Raw genomic sequence first — 24,355 nt, 5'->3', positions numbered from 1 at the left:
TTCCGTTCAGGCCAACTCTCCTCTGTGGTCAAGGGAAGAGCTGCGGGCTACCATTCAGGCGACTGGCCAAACCCGCAGATACTGGCAAGTTCCGCGTATGCGCCCGCGCACGCGCCTAGAACTGGCGCTGGCGCGGTCAGCCCGGGACCGTTCGGAAAGGCAAGCACGCGCCCGCCAGCTTCCTGGATAAGGCAGTAGCCAGCGAGGCAATCCCATGCGCTCATCCGCGGTTCAACGTACCCGGTGAGGCGACCGGCGGCGACCCAGGCCAGCATCAAGGCGCCCGACCCGTAGCGGACCCACCCTGCCCCGGCCTCTGACAAATCGGCCAGCATGCGCCCGACACGCTCGCTGGAGACGCGGTCATTGGCCCCGACCCCCAACAGGCCGGACCTGAGATCCCCGTCCAGAGCGCGGACGGGCTTGCCGTTCAACGTAGCCCCTTGCCCTCGCGCCGCGACGAACAGCTCATTCAGGACCGGCACATAGATCACGCCGAGGATCGGGCCGTCCTCGTCACAGGCGCCGATCGACACACACCAGCCGGGCAATCCGTTAAGATAGGGAGCCGTGCCGTCAATCGGGTCAATCACCCAGGTTACGCCGGAACTGCCTTCGCTCAAGCCGTGTTCTTCGCCGAGTTGCGCATCTAGCGGGAATGATGTGTTCAGCCCGTCCCGGATGAGCGTTTCGACTTCGAGATCCGCCTGGGACACCAGATCGGTCACATGGCGTTTTTGCCGCACCAGCAGTTCCTCGCGGTTCTCGAAATAGGCAAAAGCCAGCTTCCCGGCGCGCCTGGCAAGCTCCGTTGCCGTGTTGAGCCTGCTCTCGGTCATGATTGTTCCGGTCATGCATGCTCCTGCGGAATAAGCGCGACGCCCCTCGGGCGAACTTCAAGCCGGACGTTTGAACCGGCTGGCAACGGTACTTCGCTTTCGTCATCGACCACGAATATGCGTCCTAGCGGACCATCGATCTCGTATTCGACATGATCGCCGAGATAAGCCGAGGAGGCGATTGTACCCGGAACCCCCTGCCCTTCAGATCTGACCTTCATGGCATTGGCATGGAGCGACAGCCGAGCCGGGCCCGGTTTGATACCGCGCGACGGCAGCGCGATGGTTACTCCGCCCACATCGACCTTCGCAATATCGCCTTCGATAGACCTGACATGCCCATCCACCACATTGGCCTCTCCGATGAAGTCGGCAATGAACTCGGACGCCGGCGCCTCATAAAGCTCTCGCGGTGACCCGATCTGAGCGACCTTCCCATCCTTCATGACAACAATGGTATCGGAGACAGCGAGCGCTTCTTCCTGATCATGCGTGACGTAAACAGCCGTGAAACGAAGGCGCTGCTGCAGCGTGCGGATATCCGTGCGCACCTGGCGACGCAGTCGGGCATCGAGATTCGAAAGCGGTTCGTCGAGCAGCAGGACCTGCGGCTCAAGAACGAGTGCGCGCGCCACGGCGACGCGCTGCTGCTGGCCGCCGGAAAGCTCTGCCGGCAGGCGGCCTGACAGACCGGAGAGCCCAACGACTTCGAGCGCCTCTTCGGCGCGCTTGCGCGCCTCACCTGATTTGATACCGCTCGCTTCAAGTCCGTAGGCTACATTCTGGCCAACGCGCATATGCGGAAAAAGCGCATAGCTCTGGAACACCATCGATACGTCGCGCCTGTCGGCGGGCAGGCGGGTGACATCCTCGCCACCGATCATGATCTGGCCTTCGGTAGGGCTTTCCAGACCCGCCAGCATGCGAAGGGTTGTCGTCTTGCCGCATCCAGAGGGTCCGAGCAGCGTGACAAGCTGGCCCGGCTCAATGTCGAGCGAGAGATCCGGAATGGCGGTGAAATGGCCGAAGCTCTTCCGCACATTGCGAAACGCCACGGCACCTTTTGTATGAGTCATCCGAGTGCTTCCTTCTTGATGGGGGCTGCGGCGCCCTTCTCTTCTCTTCGGCGAATGCGACGTTCGCCGACCAGAAGCTGAAAGCCGCCAATGACCGTGATCATCACCAGGATCAGAACCGAGGAATAGGCAATGGCAATGCCGTATTCCCCGTTCTCGACCAGGCCAACGATGTAGGCGGTCGCCATGTTATATTTCGCGCTGACCAGAAAGATCACAGCTGAAATCGAGGTGATTGCGCGCACGAAGCTGTAGACCAATGCTGCCAGGATGGCCGGGCGCATGAGCGGCAGGATGACCTTGCGCATCGTGCGGCCCGAGCTTGCCCCGAGGGTCAGAGAAGCCTCGTCAAGCGATCCGTCCAGCTGTGACATGGCCGCCACGCCTCCCCGCACGCCGACCGGCATGTTACGGAAGACAAAGCAGGCAATCAGGATCACCGCCGTACCCGTCATCTGCAGAGGCGGAAGGTTGAATGCCATGATGTAGCTGATCCCGATGACTGTGCCGGGAATGGCAAAGCTCATCATCAGAGCAAATTCGAAGACAGAGCGCCCCGGAAATCTCTGCCGCACAATCAGCCAGGCTGTCAGAAGTCCGACGGCGGCGGTTAGCGGCGCGGCGATCAGCGCGATTTCCATTGTGGTCCAGAAGCTGTCCCAGGCAACGCCTATCCAGCGGATGCCGTTTTCCCAGCTGATACCGAATGCCCTCGTGTAGTGCGCAAGCGTCAGCGAGTGATCAAGCCCCCAGATGCTAACGAAGCCGCCGAAGAGGATCATCGCATAGACCGTGATGGTGAATACGGCCCAGATAACAGCTACGGTTATCACCGGGATGGCTACACGATGCGGCAGCTGTATATGCCGGCCGCCATCCCCTTTCCCCGTCACGGTCGAGTAATTCTTGCCGGAAAGCCACAGGCGCTGAGCAAGAAAGGCCGAAAGCGTGAACACCAGCAGGACTGTGGCGAGTACTGCCGCGCGCGCAGGATCATTCTGCGCACCGACGACAGCAAAGAATATCTCTGTCGACAGAACGCCGCCCGAGCCGCCGAGGACCAAAGGATTGCCGAAGTCGGCCATGGATTCGATGAAACCGATCAGGAACGCATTGGCCAGTCCGGGCGCCATCAGTGGCAGCGTAACCTTGCGGAAGGTGCGCCAGCGGTCCGAGCGCAGCGTCTGGCTTGCCTCTTCCATGGATGGGCTGATCCCATCGACCACGCCGATCAGAACAAGGAAGGAAATCGGCGTGAAGCTGAGCATCTGGGCAATCCAGATACCTGTCAGCCCATAGAGCCAGCGTCCCAGCTCCAGCCCCGTCACGGCTTCGATCACATTGGTCAGGGTGCCGGAGCGACCCAGCAGCATGGTCAGCGCAAGGCCGACGACGAAGGGCGGCGTGATAATCGGCAACACCGTCAGCAGCCGCAGCGATTTCTTGAAACGAAACCCTGTTCTGGTCGCCACGAGCGCGAAGACCAGCCCCAGCAGCGTTGTCCCTGTCGCTGTGCAGATGGCCAGAAAGAAGGTGCGCCAGGCAACACCGCAATTGCCGCCGGCAAGGCAGGCAAGTGACCAGATCTTCGGGTCAATGATGTTCCTGCGCACGCCCTCCGTCGTGAATGAGCCATCGAACTCCTGAAAGGCGCCGGTGAACATGGACACCAGCGGATAAAAGACAAAGACCGCGACAAGCAGCACCAGCAGCGTAATGCAGGCGAGTACGAAGGCATCGCCCTTCAATGCGCCGCGCTCGGCGGCTCCGAAGGCGATCATCAACGCAAAGACGGTGCCAATGACCACGGCACCTGCCCCAAAGGCCGGCTGTCCGGATATTTCCCCGAAGGTGGCCTCCAGAAGGCCCCAGTTCCAGCCACGCATGCCGATCGAAAGGCCCTCGACCAACATCCAAAGAAGTCCCGCAACGCCGATATTGACCAGAGCGCGTCCCCGATCCCCCGGGCGTCGTGTGACACGCAGATAGAGTGCGGCAAGAAGCATGATAAGAAGCGGCAGGAGCTGCCAGCGGCCTGTAAGGAGCTGGGCAATGCCCGGCCACAGGTTGTCTGAAACGACGAAATCACTCAGCCATTCGAAGCTGAAAAATCCGGAGCGGACTCGATACCAAGGCAGGGCGATGAAAGCGACAATCGCCGCCGCCAGGATCAGATCGAGCCTGCGGTTGTCTCTGGATGTCATGACACTGTCCGATGAGTTCAGGGGCGCGAACGCAGGCAGGCTCCAGCCTGCCTGCGTCTGGTCACGTTATTGGAGCGGCAGGGACCCGATTTCATCGTCCCACCGTGCCAGCAAGGCCTTGCGCCTTTCCGCGCTGCCATATTCGGCAAAGTCATAGTCGATCAGCTTGATCGTCGACAGGTCCGGCGCCTCTTCGGGCGGCGTCGCGCTGGCATTTGACGGAATCTGGAATGAACCCGCTTCCGGCATCATGTTCTGCACCTCTGCCGTCAGCACCCAGTCATAGAAGGTCTTGGCCGCTTCCGGGTTCTGCGCACCCTCGATCATGGACATGGAACCGATTTCATATCCCGTCCCCTCGCAGGGGGCGACGACTCCGATCGGGAAGCCGGACACCGCCTGAGCGACGGCATCATGCTGAAAGACAATACCCAGCCCCGTTTCACCGCGTGCTGCCGCTTTCACGGGAGCACTGCCGGACTTGGTGTACTGCGAGACGTTCGCATGCATTTTCTTCAGAAAATCGAAAGCTTCGTCCTCACCCATCAGCTGGACGAGCGTTGCAAGCGTCGTATAGGCCGTGCCGGACGAGTTCGGGTCGGCTATCTGGATCTCGCCCTTCAAGGCAGGATCCAGCAAGTCGGCCCAGCACTCCGGGGCGGTGATGCCCTTTTCCGCAAACAGCTCTTTGTTGTATCCCCAGCCCAAAGCGCCGGAATAGACTCCCACCGTACGGAAATCAGAGACTTCTGCCTGTCCTTGCGCCCAGTCCTGCAACTCGGCCAGCATGGGTGACTTGTATTCGGCGGTCAGCCCGTCATGTCCGGCCTGAAGATGAGGGTCTCCCGTCCCTCCCCACCAGAGATCGGTCTGCGGATTACGGGCTTCGGCCCTGATTTTCGCATAGGCCTCACCAGATGACATTCTCACCATGTTCACATCGGTATCCGGATGGCTGCTCTCGAACTCGGTGACAAGCCGCTCACAGATGACGACATCGGCCGAGCAGATCAGGTTCAGCTCATCCGCCATGGCGCTGGCGGGCAACATTATTGCTGCGCCCGCAAGGGCGCACTTCAATGTATTCATGTTCTCCTCCCATTCCCGTTTCCGGGTGCTGGCTTGATGCACAGCTGTGCATTACCTTGAATTTAAAATTTCCTTATGTCAATAAACTGTAGCAATTTGGCGCTAATTTTATGAAATATGCCAATGCACAGGTTTGCAAGAAGTTGGATTGATGAGAGCTCAGGTAAGTGCAAAAGATGTAGCGGAGCTGGCCGGGGTCTCTCGCACGGCGGTTTCTAGAGCCTTCACGCCAGGCGCTTCCGTTTCCTCCGAAACCCGCGCAAAGGTCTATGAGGCGGCCGAGAAGCTCGGATACCAGGTGAACAATCTGGCGCGCGGTCTTCTGACATCGAAAACGGGGATTGTCGCTCTCATCGCGGCCGAGATTAACACGCCCTATCGGTCCACCCTGCTTGCCGCCCTTTCGAGCCAATTGCAGGCTGCCGACAAGGTCGGCATGCTGATCAATACGGACCGGTCGGACGAAAGCGTCGCCCAGGCCTTGCGCCAGGCCATTTCCTATCGCACGGAAGCGGCGATCATTCTCTCCGGCATGCCGGACACATCGCTGGCCGAGATTTGCCTGCGCAATGGCATGCGCCTGGTCCTGATCAATCGCGATGAAGAGCGCGCCGGCACGCTTCAGCTAAGGCTGGACGACGCTGCTGCCGGGCGCCAAGCGTTTGCCGCCTTGTTCGCCGCGGGTTGCAGGCGCATGGCATTTGCCTCATCACTGGCGGGAACCCCAAGCCTCGAGGACCGACGCAAGGGCTTTGCTGCCGCTGCGGCTGATGCAGGCTTGGCACTCATCGAAGATGCAAGCGGCATGACCTCCTATCAGACGGGGCTCGATGTCGGTATGCGCCTGCTGACCCGGCCGGACCGTCCGGATGGCATTTTCTGCTCGACCGACCTGATCGCGTGCGGCGTGCTCGATGCTGCCCGCCAGCGACTGAAATTACGTGTGCCCGAAGATGTTTCCATCATCGGCTTCGATGATATCGAGCAGGCCGATTGGGACAGCTACAATCTGACGACCTTCAGTCAGCCCGTTGATGATTTTGCCAAGGCTGCAGTCAGCTACCTTTCCGAGCCTGGGCATAATGAGCCGCGTTCGATCATCCTGTCCTCCCGCATGGTGTGGCGGAAGACCGTCCGAGACTAGGACCTTCAGAATCCAGATCCCTGCGATCAAGACAGCCACGGGCATCCAAGCGAACAAGAGTGGACGATCGACGCCTCCGGTATGATGCTGGTGCCTTCTCCCCGTTTCGACCGCTCGAATGGACGTAGGCCCCTAAGGAATCAGCGCGTTCCCTCGGATTCTCCTGCTGTATTCAGATGCGGAAAGCCGAAATTCATTTCCGGCTTCCCGCTTGCTCGATGCTATTTAGCGATTGTTCACGATCCAGAAATCCTGCCAGTCCTGAAGCTTGGCAAAATCATCCGCTGTGGTCGCGGAGTCGGTGACATGCAGCTGGTCGCGGACATCGAACACGCCGGAATGCTCGTCTTCGGGCATGACCGCATTTTCGTTGGTCGAGATCTTGCCGTCGGAGAGCTGCGGCGCCATGCCCTCGCCAGTCATCATATAGTGCACGAACAGCTTGGCGGCGTTCGGGCTGTCGGTTCCAGCCGCAATGACAGCGACGCGCGGCGTCAACTGACCGACAAATGGCTTCAACCCTTCGCAAATCCCCATGCTGTAGCCATCACGGTCGGCATGGCGGAAGATGGCCGCGCTGAGCAAGCCCATAAACGGCTTTTCCTGTCCCGGAGCGCCGATGATCGGACCGACATCGGAATCGCCCTTGGTGACGACCGGCTGGTTGGCGGCGAGTCGCTTCACCCATTCGGCGGTGGCGCTCGCTTCATCGGTCTCGAGCGGCTCGCCGAAATAGGCTTCATAGGCCTCGGCCATTTTGTCGTCTGAATTGGTGGCAAGCTGGTTGAACCAGAACATGGTTTCATTGCGCAGGAGCGGATCGGGGATGGCCACGCGCCCCTTCCAGTCCGGTTCCGTCAGCGCCCACATGTTGTCGATCGGGCAACCGTCGGTATAGACCGCGTCGTTATAGGCCCAGACCCACGGATTGAGGCTGGTGATCGCCGGGTTGCGGTAGTTTTCAGGAACCTCATCGGCAAGATCCGGTGGGAACCAGCTCACGCCGAAGCCCTGCGGCAGGATCTGCGAAGTGACCGACGGCAGGTTGCTCATGTTGAAGACATCCGTGCGCACATTGTTGGACTGCGCCTCGCGGGTGATGACCTGTTCCTGCTCGGAAGCGGACATTTTGACGCCCGTCGCCTGAACGCCGTATTTCTCCGTGAAGTTCTCGGCCATCGTCACAATCTTGCCGGTGGCGTCGATGACCGTGATCGGTTCTTCCTGACGCGCCGCTTCGATGAGGGCGTCAAGCGAGTAGTCCGAATCGGATATGCCGAGATCCTGCGCATTGGCGGTGGACGACAGCAGCACCCCGCCAAGCGCAAGAGCCGTGGTTGCCAGGATCATGGTTTTCATGAGTTTCTCCTCCAGATTAATCCGGTTTTCTTGGGTAAAGATGGAATCGCATGCCGCTCTCAGGCCGTTGCGATCCGGTTGTCCTCGCTGTCGAAAAGATGCAGGTGGCCCCGCTCGACAGCGAGATTGACGGCATCGCCGGCGCGATGCGACGGCGTGCTCTCTGTGATGGCGAAGACCTTGCGGCCTTCGACAAGCAGCTCGATGATCCAGCTTCCGCCGGTCGGCAACACATCGTTCACGCGTGCGCCTGCGGCAACGACGCAGTCCGGGCCGGCGTTTTCTCCCTCGGGAAGAACACGGATCGCTTCGGGCCGGATGCCGACGGTCGCGACTTTCGCCGGCTCTGCATGATCAGCCAGCATCGTCCGCGTCCAGGTGGCGAGAATGCCGGTGTCGCCATGGGAGACATCGATGAAGTTGATCGGCATGCTTCCCACGAAGCCCGCGACAAACCGGTTCGCCGGTCTTTCATAGATATCCGTCGGATTGCCCAGCTGCTGGAGCGTGCCGTCGCTCATCACCGCGATTGTCGTGGCGAGCGTCATGGCTTCCCACTGGTCGTGGGTCACGAAAATGATCGTCGCCCCCATTTCGCGGTGGATGCGTTTCAGTTCCGCGCGCATTTCCAGCCGCAGCTTGGCGTCCAGGTTGGACAGCGGCTCATCCAGCAGGATGATGCCGGGGCGGGTCGCAAGCGTCCGGGCCAGTGCGACACGCTGCTGTTGCCCGCCGGAAAGCTGGCTCGGATAGCGATCGCGATACTGGGCGATCGAAAGCGTCTCCATCACTTCGGCAACGGTCTTGTCGCGTTCGCTCTGCGGCACTTTCCGAAGCCTCAGCCCGAATGCGACATTCTCTTCGACGGTAAGGTGCGGCCAAAGCGCATAACTCTGGAAGACCAGGCCGAGCCCCCTCTTTTCAGGGGGCGTATAGATCCCGTCATCGACCGAAACGATCGGCTTTCCATCGATCAGGATCTTGCCATCCGTTGGGTGCTCCAAACCGGCAAGCATGCGCAATGTCGTCGTCTTGCCGCAGCCCGAAGGGCCGAGAAGGCAGAGGAATTCGCCATCGGCGATTTCGATGTCCAGGTTCTCGACGGCCTTCGGCGCATTCTTCGCATAGGCTTTCGAAATGTTTACGAGATTGATATTCGACATGATTACTTCCCCAACCCGTCAGAGAGCGAACTTCTGGTGAGCTTTTGCACGCCCAGCGTTCCGAAAAAGGCGATCGCGCAGATCATCAGCACGACCGCGTTGGCCGCCTGGCTGTATCCGTAGTCGACGAGACGGATGGCATAGGTGGTGAGGACGTCGGTGCCGGGAACGGCGAGGACGACGACGAGGCTCAGTCCCTTCAGGCCGGATATGAACGGCAGAAGGATGCCCGAGACCAGCGAGCCGCGCTGGATCGGAATGACGACCGAGCCCAACCGCCGGAACCACCCGGCGCCGGCGATGCGCGCCGCGTCCTCGGGATCCCTGCCAAGCTGCATCATGGCGGTGATGCCCGCGCGGGATGCAAAGGGCATCTGGTCGGCGACGAGCGCCAGAAACAGAATGATCGACGTCCCGTAGAGTGCCGGCAGCGGGCCGCGCGGAAAGGCGAACATGACCAGATAGGCCGCGGCAAAGGCAATGCCGGGAACCAGATAGGGCATGAATGTGATCTGGCGCAGCAATCCGCCGACGAAGGGGACCGGCGATCGCACGACCGCGAAACCCACCAGCAGTCCGAGAATTCCCGAGCTGACCGCCGCTCCGCCGACGATGGTCACCGTGTTCCATGTCGCGGCCCAGAATTCCGGCGTGAGAAGAATACCCTGATGCAGTGCTGTCGTCTCGAGGTTGCGCCCCAGCCAGAAATCCAGGGTGAAATTGTCCAGCGCGAAGACGCCGGGACGCAGCATCACCGTGGTCAGCCCCAATGCCAGAAGCGGAATGGCTGCGCTGACGGTGAAAACGAGAAGGGCGAAGCCGGTCGCCGGAAGCCGCCATTTTCGCAACGGCGTCACCCTGTTCATCGCGCTTTTTGAACCGATCGTCTCGAAACGGCGCGCTTCCTTCAAAAGACGCATGTCGATGAGAATGGAGACGGCGCCGAGCAGAACGATCGTTCCGGCCAGGACGGCGGCGACGCCGGTCTGGCTGGTGCTGATCGCGCGGAACAGCGAGGTGGCAAGAACATCATAGCCGACGGGAACCCCGACGATATAAGCCACGCCGAAGTCTCCGAGACATTTGGCGAAGATCAGTGTTGAAGCGGAAACCAGCGCCGGCAGCATCAAGGGCAATATTATGCGGCGCGCCACGTCCCATCGGCCGGCGCCGAGAATGCGGGCGGAATCCTCAAGTTGAGAATCGAACTTGCGCAGGGCGTTTCCGAAAAGCAGGATCACGAAGGGCGTGTAGTGCAACGCCAGGATCAGCGTAATCGGCAGGAAGCCGTAGGCGAGCCAGTCCGGCGGCTCGAAGCCAACCGCCTCCGCCCAACTGGTGGCGCCGCCGGTCGTCCGGTTTTTGAAAAGGGTCGTCCACGCCAGGGCAAAGGTCCATGACGGCAGCATGTAGGGAACGATGAGCGCGGTCGAAAACCAGCGTTTTCCCGGAAGATCGGTGCGACTCAGGAGCCAGCCGAGCGGTGTGCCGACGACAAGCGCGACGACGATCGCACCCGCCGCGATGGTCGCCGTATTGAAAAGCGGCGTCCAGAAAACATCCCGGGCGATGGGTGAAAGCATGACCCGCTGGACGTAATAGGTTGTCAGCGCCCCCACCTCTTTTCCGGTGCGCGCCTGCTCGGCGTACTGAACCCGGAATGCATCGGCCAGCAACAGAAGGACCGGCGCGGCAATCAGGTAGAAGAAGAGTACAAGGAGAACGATGGCGAGCAGTCCCGCCGGCTCGTTCGCCGCAATGCGGCTGTAGTAAAGCCAGCGATGGATCCGGCTTTTGCCCCTGACCGCGGGCACAGTCGTCCCCGGTGGCGATCCCGTGAAAGATCCCATTGAAGTTTACCTCGGCTGTTGCGTGTGTGAGTGAGCGGCGCCGTCGGGCGCCGCCGCTTCGGCTAGGCTCTATTCCGCCATGGCATTTGCCCTGCCCATGACGTCGCGCACCGTCGCCCAGCTGTCCTTGTAGGAAAGCGGAATGAAATTGGTGTCGCCATTGAATTCCGCCTGCATCTCCGGCGGGAACAGAAAGCCGAAAAAGCAGCGTTCCAGGGCGGATGACAGCTCCGGATCGAGATCATGCGCATAGACAAACGAGGATGTCGGAAAGAGCGGGCTTTCATAAATGATCCGCACGCTCTCGGGATCGATCATGCCCCTGTCCGCCATGCGCTCGTAGACATCCGACGCGACGGCGGCCATGTCGTAATCGCCGGCGACCAGTCCAAGCAGGGACTTGTCATGTCCGCCGGACATGATCGGCATATAGTCGATGTCGGGTCGCAGCCCCTGTTCGGGGAACAGGGCCCGCGGCGCGAGGTTTCCGGAATTGGACAACGGACTGGAATGCGCCACCCGCCGGCCCGCAAGGTCGCTGAGCTTGTGATAGGGAGACCCCTTGCGCACCACGGCGATCAGACGATAGCCCCGGACCTCGTCGCCTATTCCCTTGGTGGCGAAAGGCACGGCGCCGGCCTCGCGAACGGCCGTGACCGTCGATCCCGTCGCGAACCCGGCGAAATGCAGACGGCCCGATTTCAGAGCCTCGATTTCGGCGGCACCGGTCAAGACGGGATAGTAGACTATCTGCCGTTCGAGGCACTGGCCCAGGTGGTTGGTGAAAGGCTTGAAGAGCTCGGCGTAAACCGCCGGATCCTCGATCGGCGCATAGGCCCAAACCAGCGTCGGCGGGTTCCTCCACAACGCCGGATCGGCGGGAAGGTCGGCGACGAGATCATTGTTGCAGTCGCTGTATGGCGCCGCCAGATAGGGTCTGGCGCATTGCTCGGCATTCGCGCCCGCCATGGCGGCCGACGCGCAAACGGCAATGGCGCAAGCCAGCAAGCCTGTTCTTCCTGCGTTCGTCAAAGTATAGTCTCCTCCCGGGCCAGGAGAACGCGCGTGCGGTTTCGCCTTGGCCCTTGGGAGAAGAGACTAGGCGGATTTTCTGTCAGAGTCCTGTCATGGGAAGAAATGCGAATACTATTAGTTGAAGACTCCGAGGACCTTGCCGACGCCATTGCGACAAAGCTGCGCCGCGAGGGGCACGATGTCGAACATGTCGGCGATGGCGAGCGCGGCGAGGACTATGCCATGAGCGACGGTTTTGATGTCGTCATCCTCGACCTCAACCTTCCGAAACGCGACGGTTTTGAGGTTCTTTCGGCGGTGCGTCGGAGCGGAAGCAGGACGCCGGTTCTGGTCATGACAGCCCGTAACCAGATTGCTGACAAGGTGGGATTGCTCGATCTTGGCGCCGACGATTACATCGTCAAGCCCTGCGATCTCAGCGAGGTGGCGGCTCGGGTGCGCGCGCTTGCACGCCGCAGCAGCGGCATAACCACGGGTGAGATCGTCTTTGGCGACCTCAGACTGGACATCAATAACCGGGCGGCCAGCCTTGCCGGCGCGCCGCTGGAGCTCGGCCGCCGCGAATACGATATGCTCGAGGCGCTGGCCAAAGCGCCTGGCACGCCGGTCAACAAGGAACATGTCGTGGTCAGGCTTTTCGGTCATGATGACGCGGGCACGCCCAATGCGGTGGAACTGCTGGTCTCTCGTCTGCGAAAAAAACTGCAGGGCGCCCAGGTCGAGATCGTCACGCAGCGCGGCGTCGGCTACATCTTGCGGCAAATAAGCAGCCAAGGTTAAGACGTCTGCCCAAGAGGAGAAACCGGAGCAGGAAATGACCGACGGCCTTTCAATCCGGCAGCGGCTGGCGCGCCTTTCGATCGAAAAAGCGGTGATTGCAAGCGCCGGGTTCGTGTTTCTTCTCGCCGGGGCCCTGATCTACAACACCGCCTACAACAACGCCTATCGCGCCGCCGATGAGGCCTTTGACCGCGTGCTGGGAGCGGCAGCCCTGGCCATCGCCGATACCGCCGCCTATGAGAACGGCAACGTCATCGTCGATATCCCCTATTCGGCCTTCGCCATCCTGGGAACGACCCAGATGAACAGAATATTCTATCGGGTCGTGGCGCCAAACGGGTCGGTCGTCACCGGTTCTCCGGTTCTGGGCCTCGATATCGAGACGCCGCAGACCCCCTCTCTCAGGCTTTCAGACGGAACGATGGACGGCGAGCCGGTGCGCATCGCGGCCGTGGCGCGCTACAGAACCGACGCGACAACCGGAGATGCGGGATGGATTGACGTGTTGGTCGCCGAAACGCGGGAATCACGCAACGCTCTGACCAGCCATCTTATCGTCGACTCGCTTGTTCCCGCAGCGGCCGTCGCGGTCGCCGCCTTTCTCCTTATGTGGGGCGGCATCCGCCTTGCGTTCCGGCCCCTGCGCTCGGTGGCGAGGGTTCTGCGCAACCGAGCCCGCTCCGACCTCAGCCCGATTTCACGGGACGTCCCCAGGGAAATCGAAACGCTCGTCGTCGCACTCAACGATTTCATGGCCCAGCTCGCCTCGACGCTGGAGGGGCTGCGGCGCGTCACGGCCGATGCCGCCCATCAGCTTCGCACGCCACTTGCGGCGCTGCGCGCGCAGGCAGAGGTCGCGCTCGACGAAACCGATGCCCGGATCATGCGCGACAGGGTCGCGAGGATCCATCGCAATGCCGCAACGGCCAGCACCTTGGCAAACCGGTGGCTCACGGACGCAACGCTTCTGCACAAACTCAAGATGCGGGAGGCGGAGACCGGCGACCTCTCCGACTATGTCGAGGAAGCACTGAACCGCATCGGCAGCAATGGCGAGTTCGCGGAAGGTCTTCGCCGCATGGAATTCTCCCGCCCGGACCAACAGGTCCTCATCGACGCCGATCCGGTCGGAATGATCGAAATGATCCGCAATCTGATCGAAAACGCCTTTCTGCACGCGCCGGGTCCGACGCGCGTGGCGGTCACGACAAGGCGCGGCGAGGCCGTTCTGACCGTTTGCGACAAAGGGTCCGGTATCGCGCTCGACCGCAGGGAAGCCGTTTTCGAGCGCTATGTGCGGGACCGGATGGACAGGCCCGGCTCAGGCCTCGGCCTCGCCATCGCCCGTGAGGTCGTCAGCGCGGCGCACGGAACAATCGAACTCGACGAAGCGGACGGCGGCGGATTGCGGGTGGAGGTCCGCCTTCCAATCCCAAATGCCTCCGGCACAGACAAGACGCCCCGCAAGCCCTGGTTTCGGGCGGGCTGGATCAGGTTTCCGGCATTCGCGTTCCTGAGCCTGGCAACGCTCTTGCCTCCGGCAGACCTGAATGCGCAGCAGCCGGAGCCGGGCCTCACGATCGTAAGCACATTGCCGCGCGACAATATGAGTCCCCTACTGGACTGGATTGCCGGGCGCTTTCCCTCACTGGCCATCAACTACACCTCGCTCCGTCCGCCGCAGATTGCCGCTTTGGTCAGAACACCGACCTTCGGTTCCGCTGATATCGTGCTTCTTCCAGCGCCGGATATTTCCGTCTCGCTGAGCAACAATGGCTTCGTCAGGCCATTGGCCGACTTTATAGCCTCGACGGGACCGGACGGGCGCCCGGCGCACTGGCGCAACGAACTCTTTGAAATGCATTCCGATCCCGCCGTCTTCGTGATCCGCAAAGAAGGTACCATGGCAACAGGTGACCTGCCGACGACAAGACTGGCCCTCGCACGCGCCCTGGAGCAGTCACCAAGCCCCTATTACCAACGCATTGGTATCGTCAACGTTGGGATCGACAGCATTTCCTACCTTCTCGCCACACAAGATTCGCTTCGCTCAGCTCTGTCCTGGCGGCTGGCGCGTGATTTCGGAAGCGTACAGGCACGGATATTCGAAACCGGCGCTGAACTGCTTACAGCACTTGCCGCCGGCGAGATCGACCTCGGATACAATATCCCCCTCTCCAGTGTCATCTCTGCACAGGCAAATGGAGCGCGGATCGACTATATAGAACCTCAGGACTACCTATTATCGGTTCCCTGGACAATCTTCGTCCCAGACAAGTCCACTCATCCGCTTGCTGCCTTCGTCGCCGCAGAGATATTATCAGCGGAGGGACGCGCAGTCTTCGCAAGCGACGTTCTTGGGCTTGCTATCCGCGCTGATGCGCCCGGAAGCGAGCAAAGAATAACTCTGGGTCCAGAGTTGCTTGTCTTTCTTGACACCATCAAACGTGGGCGCTTTCTCGACAACTGGTTTCAGCTTGTTACAACGGAATAGCAATGGCTTGCGCGCCGGACGGCGGCGCCCAGAACTGGCGACGGCCTTAGTCTTCGCCATGTTCAGAGCTTCGATCTCGTCTTCGGTCGCAGCGGCTTCGAGTTCTTCGAGCTGCAGCTCCATCTGGTCGATCACCTACCCTGACAAGTCAGCTGAAAGGTAGCGCTGAAGCCGGATGGACCATGGCGGAAGAAGATGGCGGACAAGCCGCCATCTTCTTCCGACTTAAGTTTTCGAGAGTATCGAAATTCAGGCGGCCGACGACTCCTCTGGCTGCCGTGCGATGCAGCCGGATCTCGTTGAGAGGAACCGTATCCGTCACGACATCGCCAAAGGATGCCGCGCCCGGGGATGCGGATCTGCCAGATGCGGACACGGCATCATCAATGCAAAACTACCTGGCAAAGTGTGCTTCTTACAATCAACTTTCATCGGCACTGCGCGACCCGCATATCAGCGCATCAGGCTCGGAAGGCCTGTCGACAGGATCGGGAATGCCGTTACGAGGATCAGCACCACGACCGGCGGGATGAGCCAGGGCAGGATTGCGCGGGCCAGCCGCTGGAACGGTATTTTGCCGACCTGGGCGACGATGAACAGCGCCATGCCCATGGGCGGGGTCAAGATCGAGATCATGAGATTGAGGACAATGATGATGCCAAAATGTACCGGGTCGATACCGTAGCCAAGCGCGATCGGCACCAGGATCGGCACAACGATCAACAGGATCACCAGGCTCTCGATGAAAGCGCCGAGAACGAAAATCATCAGGTTGACCGCGATCAGAAAACTGATCGGATCATTGGTAAGCTTCAGAAACAAGTTCGTAATCTGCTGCGGCGCCTGTTCCCGGGCCAGGACGAAACCGAGCAGGCTGACACCGGCGATGATCGTGGCGATCGAGGCCGAGGTTGCCATGGTTTCATAGAGCGCGTTCCATAGGCGCTTGAAAGTCAGCTCGCGGTAGAACAGCAGATCGATGAGAATGGCGTAGATGACGGTGACCGCCGCCGCCTCCGTCGGTGAAAAGTAGCCCGAGAAGATGCCGCCGATGATCACCAAAGGCGTCAGCAGCGCTGGCAGAGAGCCGAAGAACAACGAGACGATCTCGGACGGGCCGCGCCGAGTTTCGACCGGATAGTTCCGTTTCCGCGCAATGAAATAGACCATCACCATCAGCGAGAAGGCGCACAAAAGTCCGGGAACGACGCCGCCCAGGAAGAGCGCGCCGATCGAGGTGTTTGCGGCAACACCATAGAGCACCATGGTGATCGAAGGCGGCACCAGCGGACCAATCATCGATGAAGCGGCCGTGACGGCGCCGGCGAAATCGTCGTCATAGCCTGCGTCGCGCATCGCCTCGATTTCCATCTTCCCAAGCCCGCCCGCATCGGCCATGGCCGACCCGGACATTCCTGAAAAGAACAGCGATGCCAAAATGTTGACGTGGCCGAGCCCGCCGGTGATGTGGCCGACAAGCGCCCGTGCGAAACCGAATAGCTTTGACGATATCCCCGCCGAATTGAGGATCGCGGCGGCGAGCAGAAAAAGCGGAACGGCAAGTAGCGGAAAGCTGTTCAGTCCGTCCACCATGCGCAATACGGCAAAGCTCAACCCCATGCCGGACACGTAGAAATAGCCCATCGAGACCAGGATCATGGCGACCCCGATCGGCACGCCGACGAGTACGAGGAGAAGCCAGGCGCCACCAACCATCGCAAGGATCATGATGCCAGCCCTTCTTCGTCTCGACGGAAAAGCCCGATCAGGCGGAAGGTCACGCGCCAGGCGACGAGGACAAGACCGATGAGGGCGGCGAGATACAATGCACCATCGGGCAATGACAGCGTCACGCTCTCATTGCGCCAGGTTCTAAGCACGGTGAAATAGCCGATCCGGACGAGGTTCAGCACGACGCCGAGATAGGCTAGATCGATGAGCGTGAACAGGATCTTGCGCCCGCGCGTACCGAGCATCGAGCCGAACAGGTCCATGCGGAGCTGGCTATTGGTGCGCTCTGCCTCGGCGATGCCGATAAAGGCCATCCAGACCCAAAGCCACCGTGCCAGTTCCTCGGTCCAGATAGGCCCGGTGAATAATGGCGTTCGCCCAAGGATCTGTATCAAAAGCACGACGATAAGACCGCAAAAGATCAAGGTCGCGGCGATGCCTTCCGGGCTGTAGATGCTCCGCGGCTTCATGTTTGCTCCTCCGCACTGGAATAACGGCGCGGCCGGCTCGCGCCGACCGCGCCAAATCCTATTCGCCACGCACTTCTGCGATAGCACCCTTGCCGAACTCAACTTCGAGTTCATCATAATAGGGCTGCATGGCGGCACGGAACGGAGTCAGGTCGGGCTCGGTGATGGTCAGTCCGAGATCCTTGAACTTGGACATAAGACTTGCCTCGGAGGAAAAGGTCAGTTCGTCGTTGACCTCGCCGCCGGCCTTGGCAGCCTCGACGACCCAGCCCTGTTCCTGCTCGTTGAGGCTGTCCCATGTGTCGAGGGACACCTGAATCGCCTGGGATGCAATAAAGTGGTTGGTAATCGCGATGGCGCTCTGCACCTCGTAGAACTTCATCGCCTCGATCGTGGGCAGCGGGTTCTCTTCGGCATCGACCTGATTGGTCTGCAGGGCGAGATAGACCTCCGCGAAGGCCACCGGCGCCGGTGTTGCGCCGACAGCCTTGGCATAGGCGATGAGGAACGGCACGTTCGGTGTGCGCATCCTCAGGCCCTTGAGGTCATCCATGGCGTTGATTGGCCGGTTGGCGGTTGTCTGACGCGTGCCGTAGTACCAAAGATCGACGACTTTTACGCCTTCGTCCTCGAACTTGGCTTCCATCTTCTGACCCCAAGGGCCATTGACGATCCTTTCGAGTTCCGGGAAATCGCTCACGACATATGGCGCGCCGATAAGCTTGAGTTCAGGAATAACATAGGACATGTCCGGATAGCCGGTTGTGGCCAGGTCGAGTTCGCCGGCCTGAAGCATGGCGACCATCGCCTTGAAGTCACCAAGCTGGGACGCCGGAAACAGCTTCACGGTCAATTCACCACCCGAAACCTCTGCCAGTTTTTCCTGGAACGCCACCATGCCCTTGTACAGGTTGGAGTTCTCGTTGTCTTGGGATCCCATCGACAGTTCGCGCGCTTCGGCGGTGCCCACCATCACGGCCATGACCGCGGCAGCGGCGAGCAATCTATTGAATTTCATGTTTTCCTCCTTTTGGTATTTTTATGACTCGGTTCGTTCGGTCGATCCTTCGCCGGCGGCTAAGCGCCGGGAAAAAAGCCGCGATCGGTAGGAGCGCCGCATGTGGTGCTCCATGATGTCGGTGGCGCGAACGACATCGGCATCGATCATCGCCTGGAAAATCGCCTGGTGTTCCCCGAAGACCAGGCGATCATGAGCTTTCTGATCCGGATCCGGCGGGCGGCGGGCGAGCAGCTCTGAAACGAACAGATCGTGCAGCGTCAGGATGATGGGGTTATCGACCACTGAGACCAGCGCGCGATGGAAGGCGATATCGGTACCAGGAAAAGCTGGCGTACCGATCGCGGCCTCATTGGCCTCAACGGCTGCATGGATCCTTCTGATTTGCGCATTGTCTGCTCTGATAGTTGCCTCGCGAACGGCGCCGATCTCGATAAAACCGCGGGTCTGTTCGAGATGGGCGATACTTTCGGCGTCTCCAAGGATTTCGCGAATAACGCCACCAGCACCACGCAGGACATCGCTGAGCGAGGGGGAAGCAGCGCGCGGTCGGCGCCCACCGCCACCGCTGAGATAGCCGCGCAGCTGCATCATGGCCAAAGCCTCGCGCACTGTCGGGCGCGAGGCATCGAAACGGACGCAGAGGTCACGCTCCGTGGGAAGCGGATCACCGACGGCGATCTCACCACGAATGATCTCGCCGATCAGGGCATCAGCAATCGCCTGCGCTGCCTGGCGCGGAGTTCCATCGTCATCCTGAAGCGCTGAAAACACCAAATTTCCCTCCGCTCCCATATCTCTGTCTAACTGAAAAATCATTTTGGTAAGTCCATTTTTCGATTTAGTATGAAATAAAATATTTATTGTCAAACCAAAATGACTCTGGCACACAGAAGTCATGCTTGGAGCCCGATTTGGTAAGATCGGGCGGATCTCTAGACGTAATGGACCTCGAAATGACGAAAAGACTTGGCGGCATGTATGCTGCTCTTTTGACGGCGATGGACAAGGACGGCGCATTTTCGCCAGAGCGCCAACGCGCACTAAATACCTATGTGCTCTCACAGGGGCTGAACGGCCTCTATGTCGCCGGCAGCAGTGGTGAGTCCGGACTGCTGGAAAGCGCTGCCCTGAGCGACCAACTCGGCATCGTCGCCGAAGATGCCAGAGGCCATGACGCGACCTTGATCGCCCATGTCGGCCTGCCCTCGCTCGCCCATTCGATCGCGCTGGCAAGACGAGCGGAGTCGCTGGGCTATCATGCCCTTTCAGCGCTGCCGCCGCACTCATATCCGTTTTCCGATGACGAGATTTTCGCCTATTATGAGGCGCTGTCTGAGGCGACTGCGCTGCCCCTCATCGTTTACGAAATCCCGGTCCGGACCGGCCGCCCGCTTCCGTTCGATCTCCTTGTTCGCATCCTTGACCTCAGGGGCGTCGCCGGTCTGAAATTCTCCTCGATGGATCTTTTCAAGTTCGCGTCGCTGCGCCGCGCGCGGCCTGAATCTGTCTTTTATTTCGGCTTCGACGAGGTTTATGCAGCAGCGGCCACGCTCGGGTCCGACGGCGGCATCGGCACCACCTACAACCTGCTCGGCGGGCTCTATGTCGAGATCGCGAATGCCATCGAACGTTCCGATATCGCGCGGGCCCGTGAACTCCAGGGAATCTCACAGCAATTCGTTGAGATTCTAGCCGAGGTCGGCGTCATGCCCGGGGTCAAGGCCGCTTTCCGCCTGCACGGAATCGACATCGGCCCGTCGCGTGCGCCCATGGCCTTGCGCGGTCGGGATCCGGAAGCACGCATCGCTGCATTCCTGAAGCGGCCGGAGGTGGCCAAATGGCTGGGCTAACCGCATCAGAGCAAATCCGTGGCGTCTGGGCCACCGTCATGCTGGATGTCGGCGCAGACGGAGTGCCCTGCCTCGAATCGATAGAAGCTCAGGTGGAAGCCTTAGCCGCTGCCGGCGTCGACGGCATCTACTGCAATGGCACGACGACGGAATTCCACTGCCAAACCGAGGATCAGTTCGTTTCCGTGGCGAGCGCCACTGCGGTTTCCGCGCGGCGGGTTGGGCTGCCATTTCAAATCGGTGCATCACACCCGATGCCGCAGGGCACCCTTCTGCGTCTTGCAGCCGCGCGCGCTCTCGCGCCGTTGGCCATCCAGGTCACCCTGCCGGACTGGACGCCGATGCGTGAGGAAGAGGTGTTGCGCTTCCTTAAGGGGTGTGCCAGCGCCGCTGAGGACGTTGCGCTGGTGCTCTACAATCCGCCGCACGCCAAAACGGTGCTTTCGCCCGATACGCTCGCCATGCTGACCCTGGAGGTGCCGCAGCTAGCTGGCCTCAAATGCGCTGGCGGCGACGAAAACTGGTATCACGCTATGGCTCCGGTTCTGAAGAGAATTTCGGTGTTCATCCCCGGGCATTTCTATGCCAGCGGCACACAGATGGGCGCGCACGGCTCTTATTCGAACATGGCCTGCCTCAATCCCGCAGCTGCCGTTGCGTGGGCGCGCCAATGCTCCAACGACCCGGAGGGGGCAATGGACCTCGAAAAGCGCATTTCCGCCTTCATGGGTGAGGTCATCAGACCTCTGCTGGCAAGGGGCTATTTCGGCAATGCAGTCGACAAGGCAATGGCCGTCGCCGGCGGCTGGACGCGGATAGGCGCCGCCATGATGTGGCCCTTCGACGGCGTACCGGCCGCAGACATTGCGCGTATTCGCAGTGCAGCCAGAAAACTTCTGCCTGAATTCGTCTAGTCGCTTTCAGCTTCGTTCAAGATATTTTCCGTCCGCCACGAACCGCCTGACACGTGGCCTCCCCTGACGGGCGCCGGCTATCGTCTTTTGGAAAACCAGCAGCCGTCAGTCCGTTGTCGGCCCCGTTGGGTTTATCATGTTCGCCTATTCTCCTGGCGGACAATGGTGGCCGAAGGAGTATCAACATGGGAATAGCACAGTATGATCCAGCCGCTTGCGGCAGGCCTGCATGGAACGCCGGACGAATGGTCGGTGTTAAGAAACCCCTGAAGCAGCGCCAGATCTGGGCGATCCGCTTCTTTCTCGATCGCGAAGGGCGAATGCGTGATCGCGCCCTGTTTGATCTCGCCATAGACAGCAAGCTTCGAGGCTGTGATCTCGTCAAGATCAAGATCGGTACGCTGGTTTCAGGGTCGTCGATCCGGACCCGCGCCATGGTGGTTCAGCAGAAAACCGGCCGACCGGTTCAGTTTGAGATCACAGCGGACGTGAGAGCGAGCTTGCTCGCCTGGTTGGAGCGAAGAGGTGGAACTGTTGACGACTACGCTTTCCCCAGTCGGGTCGATCCTGCCGGTCACTTGGGCACCCGGCAATACGCACGATTGGTCGATGAATGGGTGAACCCATCGCACTGGCATGAATTTTAGCTGTAGAAATCCACAATCCGCTTGCCGTTGAAATCGCGTACGACGAAGGGTGTATCGAAGACCTTTTGCAGCATCGTCTCCTCGATGATTTCGGCCGGCGACCCCTCGGCGGCGATGCGACCTTCACGCATGGCGATGATCCGGTCCGAATAGGCGGAGGCGAAATTCAGGTCGTGGACGACCAGCACGACCGTCTTTCCGAATTCATGGGCCATGCGCCGGATCAACCGCATCGTCGCCACGGCATGTTTGACATCGAGATTGTTCAGCGGTTCGTCGAACAGCACGTAATCGGTATCCTGCGCCAGCACCATGGCGAAGAAGGCCCGCTGCCGCTGGCCGCCGGACAACTGGTCGAGAAACCGGTCCGACAACCCCTGGAGGTCGGCAAAGACGAGGGCGTCATCGATCCGGCTTGCATCTTCGGCGGTCAACCGCCCCCGCGAATAGGGAAAGCGCCCGAACCCGACGAGATCGCGCACCGTCAGCCGCGCTGCGATGTGGTTTTCCTGGCGCATGATCGAAAGCTTGCGCGCCAGCACATCGTCAGCCGTTTCCGCAATATCGAGCCCGCCGACACGAACCGCGCCGCTGTCCGCCTTCATCAGCCGGCTGACGACAGCGAGAAGGGTCGATTTACCGGCGCCGTTGGGACCGACGATACTGGTAAGGCCGCCTGTCGGGATTGTCAGCGTCACGTCATCGAGCACGCGGGTGGAGCCGTAGCTTTTTTTGATATTGCTGATTGCGATCATCGGAGATTTCCCCGCAGAAGCAGAAAGATGAAGAAGATGCCGCCGGCAAATTCGACGATGATGGACAGCGCCGTCCCGAAGGAAAAGACCCGCTCCAGAACGGTCTGGCCGCCGACAAGGGTGATCGCGGCAAGCAGCACCGCTGCCGGCAGCACAACGCGATGCCGCCCGTCCGGCATGATCATATAGGCAAGGTTTGCCACCAGAAGGCCGAAGAATGTGACGGGCCCGACCAGCGCGGTTGCGACCGAAACCAGAATGGTGACGACGAAAAGCGTCAGCGTCACCACGCGCTTGTGGGATACACCCAGCGCAATCGCCGTTTCGCGCCCTACCAGAATCACGTCAAGGTCCGGCAAAAGCCGCCAGCCGAGAACCGAGACGGCGAGGATGATCACCGCAGAGATGCCGAGCAGCTCGGTATTGGCGGTGTTGAAGCTTGCAAAGAACCGGTCCTGCAACACCACGAAATCGGTCGGGTCGATCAACCGCTGCATGAAGGCGGAAAGGCTGCGAAAGAGACCCCCGAACAGGATACCGACAAGCATGACAAGATGAATGCTGCGGGCGGCGCCGGAAAACAGCCAGCGAAACAGCAGCAATGCAAAGCCGCTCATGACCGCAGCCTCGAGCACGAACATCACGCGTTGATCGATGGCATTGAGCCCGCCTGCCCCGAGCGCGAACACTAAAAACGTCTGCAGCAGGATATAGAGCACATCAAACCCCATGATCGAGGGCGTCAGGATGCGGTTGCCGACAATGGTCTGGAACAGCACGGTGGAGACTGCAATCGCATAGGCAACCAGCAGCAGGGCCGCAAGCTTGACGCCGCGAAAGCCAAGCACGAAGGACCAGTTGCCGCGGGCGCCAAGCGTCATGAAGGCAACGGTCGACACGAGCGCCAGGGCAGCCAGCCCGGCGATGATCAGTGCGCTTTTGCGGCCTCTTTGATCAGCGTGCATGCGCTTCCTGCCGCAGGAGAAGATAGAGGAAGATCGCCGAGCCGAACACGCCCATCATCGTGCCGACGGGAATTTCGTATGGCGCAATGATCAGGCGACCGGCGATATCGCAGGCAAGCACCAGCACCGCCCCGCTATAGGCAATCCACGGCAGTGTGCGCCGCAGGTTGTCGCCCATCACCAGGCTGACGACGTTGGGCACGATCAGACCGACAAAGGGGATCGAGCCGACGGTGACGACCACCGATGCCGAAATCAGCGAGACGATGGAAAGCCCCGTCAGCATGGCACGGCGGTAGTTGAGCCCGGTCGATATGGCCACGGCCTCACCGAGACCGGCAAGCGTAAACCTCGCCGCGGTGACGTAGGCGACAACACCGAGGCCGAAGGAAATCCACAGCAGTTCATAACGACCGCGCAGGACCATCGAAAAATCACCGTTGGTCCAGGCGCCGAGCGACTGCAGCAGGTCATAGCGATAGGCAATAAAGCTGGCGATCGCGGAAATGACGCCGCCCAGCATGATGCCGGTCAGCGGCACCATCAATACCGCGCGCGCCGGAATTTGCCGCACCAGCCTGAGGAACAGCGCTGTGCCGGCCATCGCAAAAATGGCCGCCAGCAACATTTTGCCGATCACCGGCATTCCGGGAAAGAACAGGGCCGCCGTCAGCATGCCGAGGGCAGCGGATTCCACCGTGCCGGCCGTGGACGGTTCGACGAACCGGTTCTGCGCCAGCATCTGCATGATCGTACCGGCAATCGCCAGTCCGCCGCCGGCAAGGAGCAGCGCCAATGTGCGCGGAAGCCGGCTTGCCAGCAATACAAGTCCGCCGTCCCCTGCCCCGAACAGCGATGAAAGCCCAAGCGTGCTCGCACCCGTCAGGAGGCTTGCGAGAAACAAAACGAGGCCAAGAACAATTGCGGAAAAAATGCGGATCATGAAAGTCTACTTTTCAGCTCCCGGCC

20 protein-coding genes and 2 pseudogenes are annotated in these 24,355 nt (G+C 60.5%); 6 read left to right on the top strand and 16 right to left on the bottom strand.

Annotation, left to right across the window (positions count from 1 at the left end; all coding sequences use genetic code 11):
- Positions 1-47 precede the first annotated feature (47 nt).
- The 4 genes from JET14_RS07800 to JET14_RS07785 all read right to left on the bottom strand — a co-directional run bounded on the left by JET14_RS07800 (position 48) and on the right by JET14_RS07785 (position 5,208).
- Positions 48-854 carry an inositol monophosphatase family protein gene (locus JET14_RS07800; RefSeq protein ID WP_200337516.1) on the bottom strand — a complete coding sequence of 269 codons (807 nt, stop codon included), beginning with the start codon at positions 852-854 and terminating at the stop codon, positions 48-50.
- Positions 851-1,915, bottom strand: a complete 1,065-nt coding sequence (locus JET14_RS07795; protein ID WP_200337515.1) for an ABC transporter ATP-binding protein — start codon at positions 1,913-1,915, stop codon at positions 851-853. The genes JET14_RS07800 and JET14_RS07795 overlap by 4 nt, the downstream gene beginning before the upstream one ends.
- Positions 1,912-4,119, bottom strand: a complete 2,208-nt coding sequence (locus JET14_RS07790) for an ABC transporter permease (RefSeq protein WP_200337514.1) — start codon at positions 4,117-4,119, stop codon at positions 1,912-1,914. Before JET14_RS07790 ends, JET14_RS07795 begins: the two co-directional genes overlap by 4 nt.
- Before the next feature lie 66 nt (positions 4,120-4,185).
- On the bottom strand, positions 4,186-5,208 hold the full coding sequence (locus JET14_RS07785) for an ABC transporter substrate-binding protein (protein ID WP_200337513.1): 1,023 nt from the start codon (positions 5,206-5,208) through the stop codon (positions 4,186-4,188).
- A gap of 151 nt (positions 5,209-5,359) precedes the next feature.
- Between JET14_RS07785 and JET14_RS07780 the strand changes: the two genes are divergently transcribed.
- Positions 5,360-6,352: a LacI family DNA-binding transcriptional regulator gene (locus JET14_RS07780; RefSeq protein WP_200337512.1), complete on the top strand. Its 993-nt coding sequence runs from the start codon at positions 5,360-5,362 to the stop codon at positions 6,350-6,352.
- Between the two features lie 225 nt (positions 6,353-6,577).
- Here the strand turns inward: JET14_RS07780 and JET14_RS07775 are convergent, their stop codons facing one another.
- The 4 genes from JET14_RS07775 to phnD form a co-directional block, all read right to left on the bottom strand.
- A complete protein-coding gene (locus tag JET14_RS07775; protein ID WP_200337511.1) occupies positions 6,578-7,711 on the bottom strand; it encodes an ABC transporter substrate-binding protein in 1,134 nt (377 codons plus the stop codon).
- Between the two features lie 59 nt (positions 7,712-7,770).
- Entirely contained in the window at positions 7,771-8,874 is a 1,104-nt protein-coding gene (locus JET14_RS07770; protein WP_200337510.1) for an ABC transporter ATP-binding protein, read from the bottom strand.
- A 2-nt stretch (positions 8,875-8,876) separates the two neighbouring features.
- The gene (locus tag JET14_RS07765; RefSeq protein WP_246750559.1) at positions 8,877-10,688 is read right to left on the bottom strand and encodes an ABC transporter permease; all 1,812 of its coding nucleotides are present in this window, start codon (positions 10,686-10,688) and stop codon (positions 8,877-8,879) included.
- A gap of 105 nt (positions 10,689-10,793) precedes the next feature.
- Positions 10,794-11,756 (bottom strand): phosphate/phosphite/phosphonate ABC transporter substrate-binding protein, encoded by a 963-nt coding sequence (phnD, locus tag JET14_RS07760; protein WP_246750558.1) that lies wholly within the window; start codon positions 11,754-11,756, stop codon positions 10,794-10,796.
- A gap of 105 nt (positions 11,757-11,861) precedes the next feature.
- Between phnD and JET14_RS07755 the strand changes: the two genes are divergently transcribed.
- Together JET14_RS07755 and JET14_RS07750 are read left to right on the top strand one after the other, a co-directional pair.
- Entirely contained in the window at positions 11,862-12,539 is a 678-nt protein-coding gene (locus JET14_RS07755) for a response regulator transcription factor (protein WP_200337508.1), read from the top strand.
- A gap of 34 nt (positions 12,540-12,573) precedes the next feature.
- Positions 12,574-15,033 carry a sensor histidine kinase gene (locus tag JET14_RS07750; RefSeq protein WP_200337507.1) on the top strand — a complete coding sequence of 820 codons (2,460 nt, stop codon included), beginning with the start codon at positions 12,574-12,576 and terminating at the stop codon, positions 15,031-15,033.
- 3 nt (positions 15,034-15,036) lie between these two features.
- On the opposite strand, the pseudogene JET14_RS22710 reads toward JET14_RS07750, so the two are convergent.
- From JET14_RS22710 to JET14_RS07730, 5 genes and pseudogenes are all read right to left on the bottom strand, one after another.
- A pseudogene (locus tag JET14_RS22710) lies at positions 15,037-15,168 on the bottom strand (hypothetical protein); the annotation flags it as partial.
- A 318-nt stretch (positions 15,169-15,486) separates the two neighbouring features.
- Positions 15,487-16,761 carry a TRAP transporter large permease gene (locus tag JET14_RS07745; protein ID WP_281435295.1) on the bottom strand — a complete coding sequence of 425 codons (1,275 nt, stop codon included), beginning with the start codon at positions 16,759-16,761 and terminating at the stop codon, positions 15,487-15,489.
- On the bottom strand, positions 16,758-17,234 hold the full coding sequence (locus JET14_RS07740) for a TRAP transporter small permease (protein ID WP_200337506.1): 477 nt from the start codon (positions 17,232-17,234) through the stop codon (positions 16,758-16,760). The genes JET14_RS07745 and JET14_RS07740 overlap by 4 nt, the downstream gene beginning before the upstream one ends.
- Before the next feature lie 58 nt (positions 17,235-17,292).
- Entirely contained in the window at positions 17,293-18,252 is a 960-nt protein-coding gene (locus tag JET14_RS07735; protein ID WP_200337505.1) for a sialic acid TRAP transporter substrate-binding protein SiaP, read from the bottom strand.
- Positions 18,253-18,273: 21 nt separating this feature from the next.
- Positions 18,274-19,152 carry an FCD domain-containing protein gene (locus JET14_RS07730; RefSeq protein WP_246750557.1) on the bottom strand — a complete coding sequence of 293 codons (879 nt, stop codon included), beginning with the start codon at positions 19,150-19,152 and terminating at the stop codon, positions 18,274-18,276.
- 44 nt (positions 19,153-19,196) lie between these two features.
- Between JET14_RS07730 and JET14_RS07725 the strand changes: the two genes are divergently transcribed.
- The 3 genes and pseudogenes from JET14_RS07725 to JET14_RS07715 form a co-directional block, all read left to right on the top strand.
- Positions 19,197-20,105 (top strand): dihydrodipicolinate synthase family protein, encoded by a 909-nt coding sequence (locus JET14_RS07725; RefSeq protein WP_246750556.1) that lies wholly within the window; start codon positions 19,197-19,199, stop codon positions 20,103-20,105.
- Entirely contained in the window at positions 20,093-21,019 is a 927-nt protein-coding gene (locus JET14_RS07720) for a dihydrodipicolinate synthase family protein (RefSeq protein WP_200337504.1), read from the top strand. The genes JET14_RS07725 and JET14_RS07720 overlap by 13 nt, the downstream gene beginning before the upstream one ends.
- 185 nt (positions 21,020-21,204) lie before the next feature.
- A pseudogene (locus JET14_RS07715) lies at positions 21,205-21,639 on the top strand (integrase); the annotation flags it as partial.
- Between the two features lie 23 nt (positions 21,640-21,662).
- Here JET14_RS07715 and JET14_RS07710 read toward each other — a convergent pair.
- From JET14_RS07710 to JET14_RS07700, 3 genes are read right to left on the bottom strand one after another with little or no spacing between them, the layout of a single operon-like run.
- Positions 21,663-22,421, bottom strand: a complete 759-nt coding sequence (locus JET14_RS07710) for an iron ABC transporter ATP-binding protein (protein ID WP_200337502.1) — start codon at positions 22,419-22,421, stop codon at positions 21,663-21,665.
- Entirely contained in the window at positions 22,418-23,386 is a 969-nt protein-coding gene (locus JET14_RS07705; protein WP_200337501.1) for an iron chelate uptake ABC transporter family permease subunit, read from the bottom strand. The genes JET14_RS07710 and JET14_RS07705 overlap by 4 nt, the downstream gene beginning before the upstream one ends.
- Positions 23,376-24,329: an ABC transporter permease gene (locus JET14_RS07700; protein WP_200337500.1), complete on the bottom strand. Its 954-nt coding sequence runs from the start codon at positions 24,327-24,329 to the stop codon at positions 23,376-23,378. Before JET14_RS07700 ends, JET14_RS07705 begins: the two co-directional genes overlap by 11 nt.
- Positions 24,330-24,355: the final 26 nt, after the last annotated feature.

This window comes from Martelella lutilitoris, assembly GCF_016598595.1.
Taxonomy (GTDB): Bacteria; Pseudomonadota; Alphaproteobacteria; order Rhizobiales; family Rhizobiaceae; genus Martelella; species Martelella lutilitoris_A.
This window is presented reverse-complemented; position numbering and strand designations above follow the sequence as displayed.